The following is an 11,420-nucleotide window of genomic DNA, read 5'->3' on the forward strand; positions in this document are numbered from 1 at the left end:
ATCGTATCCGTCGGTTGCGCCTGGAGGGGGCGCAGTCGGCAGGGAGGAAGACATTCATGCTGATCCGTGGAGCAAGTTTCATCGTGACCGGCGGCGGCTCCGGCTTGGGTGCGGCAACAGTGCGCGCGCTTGTGGAGGCTGGCGGGCGTGTGACGATTGCCGATCTCAATATGCAAGCGGGCGAAGAAATCGCCCGGGAATTCGGAAGCGATGCCTGCTTCGTCAAGGCCGATGTGACCGATGGCGAGGAGGGGGCCGCGGTGGTTGCCGCTGCCGTCGAAGCCTTCGGCAGCCTGCGCGGATTGGTCAATTGCGCGGGCGTGGCGCCGGCCGAAAAGGTGATCGGCCGCGACGGACCGCACCGGCTGGAGAGTTTTGCGCGCACGGTCGGCATCAATCTCATCGGCACGTTCAACATGATCCGGCTGGCCGCCGCAGCGATCCAGACGACCGAGCCGGATGCGGAAGGCGAACGCGGCGTCATCATCAATACGGCCTCGGTTGCCGCCTTCGATGGTCAGATCGGTCAGGCAGCCTATGCCGCCTCCAAGGGCGGGGTGGCGGCGATGACCTTGCCGATCGCCCGCGAGCTTGCCCGTCACGGCATTCGGGTCGTGTCGATCGCGCCGGGCATTTTCGAGACACCGATGATGGCTGACATGCCAGCCGAGGTTCAGGCAGCACTCGGCAAGAGCGTGCCGTTTCCACCACGGCTCGGCCGGCCTGCGGAATTTGCCGGGCTGGTGCGCCATATCTTGGAAAACAACATGCTGAACGGCGAGGTCATCCGCCTCGACGGCGCATTACGGATGGGCGCGCGCTGAGCGCGTTGCCCAGAGGAGGAAAAATGGTTCTGCAAGACCCCATCGTTATCGTCGGTGCAGCGCGCACCCCGATTGGCAGCTTTCAAGGAGAGCTGAAGGAGGCGACAGCGCCGGAACTCGGAGCAACCGCGATCCGAGCGGCGCTTGAGCGGAGTGGCGTTGCGGCCGAAGCGATCGAGGAGGTCGTCTTCGGCTGCGTGCTGCCGGCGGGGCAGGGACAGGCGCCGGCGCGTCAGGCGGCGATCCATGCCGGCCTGCCTTTCGCGACCGCGGCCAGCACCGTCAACAAGATGTGCGGCTCGGGCATGAAGGCGGTGATGATAGCGCATGACCTGATCGCCGCCGGCAGCGCCTCCATGGCAGTCGCGGGCGGCATGGAAAGCATGACGAATGCGCCCTATCTCCTTGACAAGGCCCGTGGCGGCTACAGGCTCGGCCATGGGCGTGTCGTGGATCACATGTTCCTCGACGGGCTGGAGGATGCTTATGACAAGGGGCGCTTGATGGGCAGCTTCGCGGAGGATTGCGCCGAGGCCTATCAGTTCACACGCGAGGCGCAGGATAGTTACGCCATCGCCTCGCTGACGCGGGCGCAGAAGGCGATTGCCGAAGGCTGTTTCGACAGCGAAATCGCGCCGGTCACGATAAAATCCGGTAAAGCCGAGCAGGTGGCGAGCCGCGACGAACAGCCCGGAAAGGCGAAGCTCGACAAGATCCCGACGCTGAAACCCGCCTTCCGCGAGGGCGGCACGGTGACCGCCGCCAATTCCAGCTCGATTTCCGATGGCGCGGCAGCCCTGGTGCTGATGCGCCGCTCCGAGGCGGAGCATCGCGGCCTGAAGCCGCTTGCCACCATCCTCGGCCATGCTACCCATTCGCAGGCACCCAATCTTTTCGCCACCGCGCCGATCGGCGCGCTGCAGAAGCTGTCCGATCGCACCGGCTTGCCGCTGTCGGAGGTCGATCTGTTCGAAATCAACGAGGCTTTCGCCGTCGTCGCCATGGCGGCGATGCGCGATCTCCACCTCCCGCATGAAAAAGTGAACGTGCATGGCGGCGCCTGCGCGCTCGGCCATCCGATCGGCGCATCGGGAGCCCGGATTCTGGTGACGCTGCTTGCGGCGCTGGAGCGATACGACTTGAAGCGCGGCATGGCCGCGCTCTGCATCGGCGGCGGCGAGGCGACGGCTGTCGCCATCGAGCGGCACGAGCGGGGAGGGCGGAACAGATGATCCTTTCCGACCTTCAGCAGCAGATCTCAGATCTCGCCCGCGACTTTGCCCGCGACCGGCTGGCCCCGGGGGCCGCCAAACGCGACCGGGAGCATCTCTTCCCACGCGAGGAATTGAAGGAAATGGGCGAGCTCGGGCTGCTCGGCATGCTGGTGCCGGAGGCCTATGGCGGGTCGGATACGGGCGTGATTGCCTATGCCGCGGCACTCGAGGAGATTGCCGCCGGCGACGGGCCGTGTTCGACGATCATGAGCGTGCATAGTTCGGTCGGCTGCGTGCCGATCCTGAAATTCGGTACCGAGGAGCAGCGGCAGCGCTTCCTGCCGAAACTGGCCAGTGGCGAATGGATTGGCGGCTTTGCGCTGACCGAGCCGCAGGCCGGTTCCGATGCCTCCAACCTGAAGACCCGGGCGCGGCGTAACAGTGATCACTACGTGCTCGACGGCTCCAAGCAATTCATCACCTCGGGAAAGAACGGTAATATCATCATCGTCTTTGCCGTCACCGATCCCGATGTCGGCAAGAAGGGCATCACCGCCTTTATCGTGCCGACGGATACGCCGGGCTACGAGGTGATCCGGGTCGAGGAAAAGCTCGGGTTGCATTCCACCGACACCTGCCAGATCGCCTTCAACAGCATGCGCATCCCGGCCGAGCTGAGGCTCGGTGCGGAAGGCGAGGGCTATCGCATCGCGCTCGCCAATCTCGAGGGCGGGCGGATCGGCATTGCGGCGCAGGCCGTCGGCATGGCGCGGGCGGCCTTCGAGGCGGCGCTCGACTACGCCCGAGAGCGCATCGCCTTCGGCAAGCCGATCGTCGAGCATCAGGCCGTTGCCTTCCGCCTTGCCGATATGGCGGTGCGGATCAAGGCGGCGCGGCAGCTCGTCTTTCACGCAGCGTCTCTTCGGGAGGCGGGGCTGCCCTGCCTGTCGGAAGCATCGATGGCGAAGCTCTTCGCCTCTGAGATGGCCGAGCGCGTCTGCTCCGATGCGATCCAGATCCATGGCGGTTATGGCTACATGGCCGATTATCCGGTCGAGCGCATCTACCGCGATGTGCGCATCTGCCAGATCTATGAAGGAACGAGCGACGTGCAGCGCATGGTGATCGCCCGCAATCTCTAAGCACCACATCCGGCCCTGTTCCGGAGGAGAGGGGCAAGGCCGGCAAAGGGAGGAAAGAAAAAACATGGTGGATTCCGCTCGTTTGAGCCTGCATGTCCCCGAACCCGCCGTTCGCCCGGGCGGTCAGCCCGATTTTTCCAACGTCAAGATTGCCAAGGCCGGATCGGTGCCGCGGCCGGAGGTCGATGTCGCATCCGAAGATATTCGTGACCTCGCCTATTCCATCATCCGCGTTTTGAACCGCGAGGGCGAGGCGGTCGGCCCCTGGGCCGGGTCGCTCTCCGATCAGGCGTTGCTGACCGGACTTCGCAACATGATGAAGCTGCGTGCCTTCGACGCCCGCATGCTGATGGCGCAGCGGCAGGGCAAGACCTCCTTCTATATGCAGCATCTCGGCGAAGAAGCCGTCAGTTGCGCTTTCCGCAAGGCGCTCGAGACGGGCGATATGAATTTCCCGACCTATCGTCAGGCGGGCCTCTTGATCGCCGACGACTACCCGATGGTCGAGATGATGAACCAGATCTATTCGAACGAGAGTGATCCGCTGCACGGCCGGCAGCTGCCGATCATGTATTCTTCAAAGGAACACGGCTTCTTCACCATCTCGGGCAATCTCGCCACCCAATATGTGCAGGCCGTCGGATGGGCAATGGCCTCGGCGATCAAGAACGACAGCCGCATCGCCGCTGCCTGGATCGGCGATGGGTCGACGGCGGAGTCGGACTTCCATTCGGCGCTTGTCTTCGCCTCGACCTACAAGGCGCCTGTGATCCTCAACATCGTCAACAATCAGTGGGCGATCTCCACCTTTCAGGGAATTGCCCGCGGCGGCTCCGGCACCTTTGCCGCCCGCGGCCTCGGCTTCGGCATTCCGGCGCTGCGGGTCGACGGGAACGATTATCTCGCCGTCCATGCCGTCGCCCGCTGGGCGGCCGAACGCGCCCGGCGCAATCTCGGCCCGACGCTGATCGAACATGTCACCTATCGCGTCGGCGCGCATTCGACCTCCGACGATCCGAGCGCCTATCGGCCCAAGACGGAATCGGAGGCCTGGCCGCTCGGCGATCCCGTGCTGCGGCTGAAGAAACATCTGATCGTCAAGGGCGCCTGGTCGGAGGAGCGGCATGTGCAGGCTGAAGCCGAAATCATGGATGAGGTGATCGAAGCGCAGCGCCAGGCCGAGGCGCATGGGACGCTGCATGCCGGCGGCAGGCCTTCGGTGCGCGACATTTTCGAGGGCGTCTATGCCGAAATGCCGGCGCATATTCGTCGCCAGCGGCAGAAGGCAGGGTACTGACATGGCCAGGATGACGATGATCGAGGCCGTGCGCAGCGCCATGGATGTCTCGATGGCGAAGGACGACAATGTCGTTGTCTTCGGCGAGGATGTCGGCTATTTCGGTGGCGTTTTCCGCTGCACCCAGGGCCTGCAGGCAAAATATGGCAGGACGCGTTGCTTCGATACGCCAATTAGCGAGTCCGGCATCGTCGGCACGGCAATCGGCATGGCGGCTTATGGGCTGAAGCCCTGTGTCGAAATCCAGTTTGCCGATTACATGTATCCCGCCTATGACCAGTTGACGCAGGAGGCGGCGCGCATCCGCTACCGTTCCAACGGCGATTTCACCTGCCCGATCGTCGTGCGTATGCCCACGGGTGGCGGCATCTTCGGCGGCCAGACCCACAGCCAGAGCCCGGAAGCGCTTTTTACCCATGTCTGCGGGCTGAAAGTGATTGTGCCGTCCAATCCCTATGACGCCAAAGGCTTGCTGATCGCGGCGATCGAGGATCCTGATCCGGTCATGTTCCTGGAGCCGAAGCGCCTCTATAACGGCCCCTTCGACGGCCATCACGAGCGGCCGGTGACGCCCTGGTCTAAACACGACCTCGGAGAGGTGCCCGATGGCCATTACACCATCCCGATCGGCAAGGCCGAAGTGCGGCGCGCGGGATCGGCGGTGACGGTCGTTGCCTATGGCACGATGGTACATGTGGCGCTTGCTGCGGCCGAAGATGCGGGCATCGATGCCGAGGTGATCGATTTGAGAAGCCTGCTGCCGCTCGATCTCGATACGATCGTCAAATCGGTCTCGAAGACGGGACGCTGCGTGGTCGTGCATGAGGCAACCCTGACATCCGGCTTCGGCGCCGAGCTGGTGGCGCTGGTGCAGGAACATTGCTTCTATCATCTCGAGGCGCCGGTGGTGCGCGTTGCCGGCTGGGACACGCCCTATCCGCATGCGCAGGAGTGGGACTATTTCCCCGGTCCCGGCCGTGTCGGGCGGGCGCTTGCCGAAGTCATGGAGGCCTGAGCCGTGGGCGAATTCATTATCAAGATGCCCGATGTCGGGGAAGGGGTCGCCGAGGCCGAGCTCGTGGAGTGGCATGTGAAGACGGGAGATCCCGTCCGCGAGGACATGGTGATCGCCGCTGTCATGACCGATAAGGCCACGGTGGAAATTCCGTCTCCCGTCAATGGCACCGTCATCTGGCTTGCCGGCGAGGTCGGAGACCGTATCGCGGTGAAGGCTCCGCTGGTGCGGATTGAGACGGCGGGAGATGTCGGCGAGGTGCAGCCCGTAGGGATTTCGCAGACGCCGATTGCCGAAACGCCCAAGGCCGAGATGGCAAAACCTGCTCCGGCAGCGCCAACTCCTGCGCTGGCGCCGGCGGAAAAGCCGCTTGCCGCTCCCTCGGTGCGGCTCTTCGCCAGGGAAAGCGGTGTCGATCTCAGGCAAGTGCAGGCGACAGGACCGGCCGGGCGCATCCTGCGCGAGGATATCGAGCAATTCCTAAGCCAAGGGACCGCGCCTGCAACGGCAAAGAACGGCTTTGCCAGGAAGACGGCGACCGAAGAGATCAAGCTGACCGGCCTGCGCCGCCGCATCGCCGAGAAGATGGTGCTCTCCACTTCGCGTATTCCCCACATCACCTATGTGGAGGAAGTCGATATGTCCGCGCTCGAAGAGTTGCGCGCCACCATGAACGGCGATCGCAGGCCTGACCACCCGAAGCTGACGGTTCTGCCCTTCCTGATGCGGGCGCTGGTAAAGGCCATTTCCGAGCAGCCTGACGTCAATGCCACTTTCGACGACGATGCCGGCATCATAACGCGCTATAGTGCCGTGCATATCGGCATCGCCACGCAGACGCCGGCCGGTCTGACCGTGCCGGTGGCGCGGCATGCCGAAGCCCGTGGCATCTGGGATTGCGCCGCCGAAATGAACCGGCTGGCGGAAGCGGCGCGCTCGGGTACTGCAACACGCGACGAGCTTTCCGGCTCCACCATCACCATCAGTTCGCTGGGCGCGCTCGGCGGCATCGTCTCGACACCCATCATCAATCATCCCGAAGTGGCGATCATCGGCGTCAACAAGATCGCCACACGACCGGTCTGGGACGGCACGCAGTTCGTGCCGCGCAAGATGATGAACCTCTCCTCCAGCTTCGATCATCGCATCATCGACGGCTGGGATGCCGCAAACTTCGTGCAGCGCATCCGCACGCTCCTCGAAACGCCGGCGCTCATTTTTATCGAAGGCTGAGGTCCATGAAAGAGATCGTCTGCAAGCTCCTCGTCATCGGCGCCGGTCCGGGCGGTTATGTCTGCGCCATCCGCGCCGGACAGCTCGGCATCGATACCGTCATCGTCGAGGCCGGCAAGCCGGGTGGCACCTGCCTGACGGTCGGCTGCATTCCCTCCAAGGCGCTGATCCATGCGGCCGAGGAATTCGAAGCGACGCAAAAGATGCTTGCCGGCAAGAACCCGATGGGCATCCGCGTCGAAGGCGCCTCGATCGATCTCATAAGGACGATTGCCTGGAAGGACGGGATCGTCGGCCGGTTGACGAGCGGTGTTTCCGGGTTGCTGCAGAAGGCGCGGGTCAAGATCGTCCATGGCCGAGCCCATTTCCGCGACGGCAAGACGGTGGAGGTGGAGACGGAAACCGGCAAGCAGATCATCCGCGCCGAGACGGTGGTGATCGCCACCGGTTCGGATCCGGTGGAGTTTGCAAACTTGCCTTTCGGCGGCCGTGTCATTTCCTCGACAGAGGCGCTGTCGCTGACGGAGCTGCCGAAAAAACTCGTCGTTGTCGGCGGCGGTTATATCGGGCTGGAACTCGGGACCGCCTTTGCCAAGATGGGGTCTGATGTGACGGTCGTCGAGGCGACGGCACAGGTGCTGCCGCAATACGATGCCGATCTGGTGCGGCCCGTCATGCGCAAGCTGACCGAAGCCGGTATCCGGGTATTGACGGGTGCCAAGGCGATCGGCCTTGCCGACAATGGCCAGGCTCTGATCGTCGAAACGGCTGATGGCCGGCAGCAGACCCTGCCGGCCGACCGCATCCTCGTCACTGTCGGCCGTCGTCCAAGAACCGCAGGATCCGGCCTCGAAGAACTCGATCTCGATCGTGTCGGCCCTTATCTGAGGATCGACGACCGTTGCCGCACCTCGATGCGCGGCATCTATGCGATCGGCGATGTGACCGGCGAGCCGATGCTTGCCCATCGGGCCATGGCCCAAGGCGAGATGGTGGCGGAAATCATCGTGGGCAAGAAGCGGGCCTGGGACAAGCGATGCATTCCCGCCATCTGCTTCACCGACCCGGAGATCGTCAGCGCCGGCCTGTCGCCGGCAGAGGCGAAGGCGCAAGGTTATGAAATTCGCACCGGCCAGTTTCCGTTCAGCGCCAACGGACGGGCGATGACGATGCTGTCCGAAGAAGGTTTCGTGCGCGTCGTGGCCCGCGCCGATACCAATCTCGTGCTCGGCCTGCAGGCGGTGGGAGCCGGGGTCTCCGAGCTTTCGGCGGCTTTTGCGCTGGCGATCGAGATGGGGGCACGTCTCGAAGATATCGCCGGCACCATCCACGCGCACCCGACCCGCAGCGAAGCGGTCATGGAGGCGGCGCTGAAAGCTTTGGGAAGCGCGCTGCATATCTGAGTTGAAGCCCAGTATGAAAGAGGTGACAATCTTCTAAGAAGTTGAGCGGGGAAATCGTCGCACCATGATCGTCGAACTTCTTGGCGATCTTCGTTCCCCGCAAGCGACAGACCGGCTGGTTTCGTTCAGTTCTCTTTCGGTCAGGCTCTGAAGGGGCATATGACAGAGGCACGATTTCATCATGGGCGTGCAACGATCCGCAGACCGGCTTCGAAACGACGTGATAAAAACTTAACGCTGCTCGCTAATTTACACCACTGGCGCCAAACCACAATCAACGGATGGATATTGAAAGCTAAACCCGCTCACATTGCCCCTCCTCAATTCCAATGCCGTCTCGTCGAGGATAACATTGCGCGCAACATGGCCATCGCGGCTCATTGTGCCACCAGAGATCTTCCGCTTCGTGACAAACGTTTGTAGGTCATTCTCCGATGCGTTGGTGTGAAGCGGGATGCCGGGATGCTCCAGGACCTTCAGCAACTCGTTCTTCCTTCGATACAGCCGCTCAAGCAGCTTGTCGAGTGCCTCATAACCGGTGCGCAGGGTGAAGATCCGTTCGAACCGTCGTCGAAACGCAGGAGGTAGCCTGTATCAAATGGAAGTCAACGGCAAGGCAGGGGCGGACATGATCGGCTTTCGCATGAAGATGATCGCCGCCGGCTACGAGGATGAGCGAAACGGCTTCGTTTCCGTCGCGATGATGTTCATGAACGGAAAATGATGAACCTGATGGAGCGTCCCTTATAGAACCTTCCAAGCATTACTGCGTGTTCAGAGGTGTGTGACGAGGGTTCACGATCCGTTCGACTTCAGCGCACAATTTTGCACTGCTCTTTGCTGCCTTCCGTTTTGCCCTCTTCACGCCCGCCGGCTCTGCCAAAATTCAATGACGACGACATACTCCGTCCCATCCCGCCCTACAGATCCTCATGCTCCCCATGAAAGGCAAATGAGTGGTCAGAGCGAGTGGGTCACTAGGAGAGGCACTTGCGGCCCATTGCCATCGCCTTGTAAGTCCCCTTCAGATCGACGACGAAGGTCCCCTTGGTTTCCGGAAACACGATCATTTCATATTGCTTCGCCACGTCGCGCTTGAAATTCGGGTCGTCTGTCAGGATGTAGCCGCCGGAATATCCCCCCTTGAGTTCGCCGCTCGTGCTAGTGGCCACACCACTATAAAGATGGCCGGCGATGGAGACAAAGATTTGCGATTGGTTCCCGTTCTGAAGGCCGATATCCGCTTTCGTGAACACGCCAAGATATCCGACCTCCTGATTTGCGGTAACGCCCATTTGCACCGAATTTGGGCCATCTGAGCGCACGATCAAGCAATCTCCGCGGGTTCGATTTGCATAGACCGTCCAGCCCTCGACGTCGTCTCCGTATCGGACAAGCACATCGCTAGCCTTGGGAAGGGGACTTTGGTCTTGTGCGTAGGCTGCCATGGCAGACGAAAGTGCTACAGACGTTGCCGCGATGAGTCTCATGAAATTTGGCATTGATACTCTCCTCTGGTGTGCTGGGTTGAATTGTTTTGTGGATTTTTCGTGCCACCGACGCGTTATGCGGAGGCTGACCGCATGGGAGTGCGCCATGGTTACCGAGTCGTTCCAATCATGTTGGCCGGTTCGACTTTGAGAGTTTGGATCATTCCCGCCACATCGTCCGCCATCGTCTGTAGTGTGACCCCGTTGTTTGAACCGGTACTCTTGCCCGAACGCCGAAAGTTGATGCCGACCATCCACCTCAGGGGGTCGGGGCAAAACGCTAATTCGGGGCCGCGATGATACCGGGCGGCTGCCGCGTCCCTAGGCCGGAGCGAAGTAGATCTCGCTTCGTCAACATTTGCCGTATTCTTGTATTATTCGATGAGTTATCGAAATCCCCCTCGGCAGCACTTCCCGCCCTATCCAACCAGGAGACACGGGAGTTGCCTTCAACCGCGATCCTGACCGGGCATTGTAAAAGCGCAAGTATGTAACGGTAACATACGAGTATCGCGCCGGGCGTTTCGGACATGATGCCGTTCGGTCTTGGAGCTGGCATCATGCTCGGCGTGGTCATGGTGGCGCTGGCCGTTTCTGCCTGGGACCCTAATCCATTCCGGAGGAAATTACCCGTGGCAGGTCACGTAACCCCCACCGGCTGCGGCAATGCCGCAGCCATCAGGCTTGGATTATTCCTTCGGCGGCCCGCTCCGCCGCTCCAGCGCCGTCTTGCGGATGGTCTCCGCGATCTCCGGACTACTGTTCGACAACATCTGGAAATCCACGGCGTAGAGCGACAGCAGCGATACCTCGGTTGCTGCGCTGACTGTCGCTGAGCGAGGTTCGCCACTGATCAGCGCCATCTCGCCAAAGAAGTTTCCGGCACCGAGTTCCACTGGATGATCGGGTATAGCCACGGTGACCTGCCCCTCGACAATGAAGAACATCTGATCGCCAACATCGCCCTTGCGGCAGATCACGGCACCTGCGGGGACAATGCGCGGTCGCAACGCCCGAACGATGTCGATCAGTGCAGCGGAACCAAGCTTCTGAAACAAGGGTACCGCAGCGACCAGTTGCCAGTTGCGAACGAAGTCCTGGCGGCGAACCTCTTCGTAAAAGCCGGTGGCGAGGATGCCGGCCCAAAGTGCAAAAATACCGATCCCGCTCATCATCACCAATCCGGCCAGAACTCGACCTGCAAAGCTCTGCGGGATCTCGTCACCGTAGCCGGTCGTCGACAGCGTTACGACCGCCCACCACATCGCCTGCGGAATGCTGCCGAACCTATCGGGCTGGACGTCTCGCTCGATGAGATAACCGGCCAACGCCGCGCCAAAAAGAACGATGCCGAACACCGATGTCACGCCAAGCAGATTGCGCGATTCATTCGCGACCACCTTTGCCAGCAGCCTGAAGAAGGTCGAGTCGCGCAACGGCTTGAGAAGCCAAATGGCGCAATAGAGGTTTCGATCGCGGGACCCAACGAACAAGAATGCAGCAGCCGGAACCAGAACCGCGAGCAAATCGATCACGAGGGCCGGGATCCCGCCCGACAAGCGGTATCGCCGTGAAAGCAATGTGCCGCTCAATTGGAGGACATAGGCAAGCCAAATTGCCGCAAGTAGCAGCTCAAAGACAAGCCTTTCCTGTCCAGTAAGGCCCTGCGTCGTCAGTGCGGCGACGACCAAGAGACCGATTGTAGCGAACAGCGCGTTGAGCGGCGTTGAAATCTTTGAGAAAGGCACTGCCGACATTACATACTCCCAACTGCCCGGCATTCGTCGACAATAGATACCTTC

10 protein-coding genes and 1 pseudogene are annotated in these 11,420 nt (G+C 61.7%); 8 read left to right on the plus strand and 3 right to left on the minus strand.

The window, feature by feature from the left end:
* Nucleotides 1-56 precede the first annotated feature (56 nt).
* From N2600_RS32100 to lpdA, 7 genes are all read left to right on the plus strand, one after another.
* The gene (locus N2600_RS32100) at nucleotides 57-824 is read left to right on the plus strand and encodes a 3-hydroxyacyl-CoA dehydrogenase (RefSeq protein WP_260112133.1); all 768 of its coding nucleotides are present in this window, start codon (nucleotides 57-59) and stop codon (nucleotides 822-824) included.
* 23 nt (nucleotides 825-847) lie between these two features.
* The gene (locus N2600_RS32105) at nucleotides 848-2,056 is read left to right on the plus strand and encodes an acetyl-CoA C-acyltransferase (RefSeq protein WP_260299780.1); all 1,209 of its coding nucleotides are present in this window, start codon (nucleotides 848-850) and stop codon (nucleotides 2,054-2,056) included.
* The gene (locus N2600_RS32110; RefSeq protein WP_260299781.1) at nucleotides 2,053-3,180 is read left to right on the plus strand and encodes an acyl-CoA dehydrogenase family protein; all 1,128 of its coding nucleotides are present in this window, start codon (nucleotides 2,053-2,055) and stop codon (nucleotides 3,178-3,180) included. Before N2600_RS32105 ends, N2600_RS32110 begins: the two co-directional genes overlap by 4 nt.
* A 64-nt stretch (nucleotides 3,181-3,244) precedes the next feature.
* A complete protein-coding gene (locus N2600_RS32115) occupies nucleotides 3,245-4,477 on the plus strand; it encodes a 3-methyl-2-oxobutanoate dehydrogenase (2-methylpropanoyl-transferring) subunit alpha (RefSeq protein WP_260299782.1) in 1,233 nt (410 codons plus the stop codon).
* A 1-nt stretch (nucleotide 4,478) separates the two neighbouring features.
* On the plus strand, nucleotides 4,479-5,492 hold the full coding sequence (locus N2600_RS32120) for an alpha-ketoacid dehydrogenase subunit beta (protein WP_260299783.1): 1,014 nt from the start codon (nucleotides 4,479-4,481) through the stop codon (nucleotides 5,490-5,492).
* Between the two features lie 3 nt (nucleotides 5,493-5,495).
* A complete protein-coding gene (locus tag N2600_RS32125; RefSeq protein ID WP_260299784.1) occupies nucleotides 5,496-6,725 on the plus strand; it encodes a dihydrolipoamide acetyltransferase family protein in 1,230 nt (409 codons plus the stop codon).
* A gap of 5 nt (nucleotides 6,726-6,730) precedes the next feature.
* The gene (gene lpdA / locus N2600_RS32130) at nucleotides 6,731-8,128 is read left to right on the plus strand and encodes a dihydrolipoyl dehydrogenase (protein WP_260299785.1); all 1,398 of its coding nucleotides are present in this window, start codon (nucleotides 6,731-6,733) and stop codon (nucleotides 8,126-8,128) included.
* A gap of 342 nt (nucleotides 8,129-8,470) precedes the next feature.
* On the opposite strand, the pseudogene N2600_RS32135 reads toward lpdA, so the two are convergent.
* Nucleotides 8,471-8,710: pseudogene (locus N2600_RS32135) on the minus strand (IS66 family transposase); the annotation flags it as partial.
* Here N2600_RS32135 and N2600_RS32140 point away from each other — a divergent pair.
* A complete protein-coding gene (locus N2600_RS32140; RefSeq protein WP_260299786.1) occupies nucleotides 8,676-8,852 on the plus strand; it encodes a hypothetical protein in 177 nt (58 codons plus the stop codon). The pseudogene N2600_RS32135 and the gene N2600_RS32140 sit on opposite strands and share 35 nt — an antisense overlap.
* Before the next feature lie 253 nt (nucleotides 8,853-9,105).
* Here the strand turns inward: N2600_RS32140 and N2600_RS32145 are convergent, their stop codons facing one another.
* On the minus strand, nucleotides 9,106-9,630 hold the full coding sequence (locus N2600_RS32145; protein ID WP_222385006.1) for a hypothetical protein: 525 nt from the start codon (nucleotides 9,628-9,630) through the stop codon (nucleotides 9,106-9,108).
* A gap of 677 nt (nucleotides 9,631-10,307) precedes the next feature.
* Nucleotides 10,308-11,375, minus strand: coding sequence for a cyclic nucleotide-gated ion channel (locus N2600_RS32150; RefSeq protein WP_260299819.1), 1,068 nt, complete (start codon nucleotides 11,373-11,375; stop codon nucleotides 10,308-10,310).
* Between the last annotated feature and the right edge of the window lie 45 nt (nucleotides 11,376-11,420).

It is taken from the genome of Rhizobium sp. WSM1274 (assembly GCF_025200775.1).
Lineage (GTDB): Bacteria > Pseudomonadota > Alphaproteobacteria > Rhizobiales > Rhizobiaceae > Rhizobium > Rhizobium leguminosarum_I.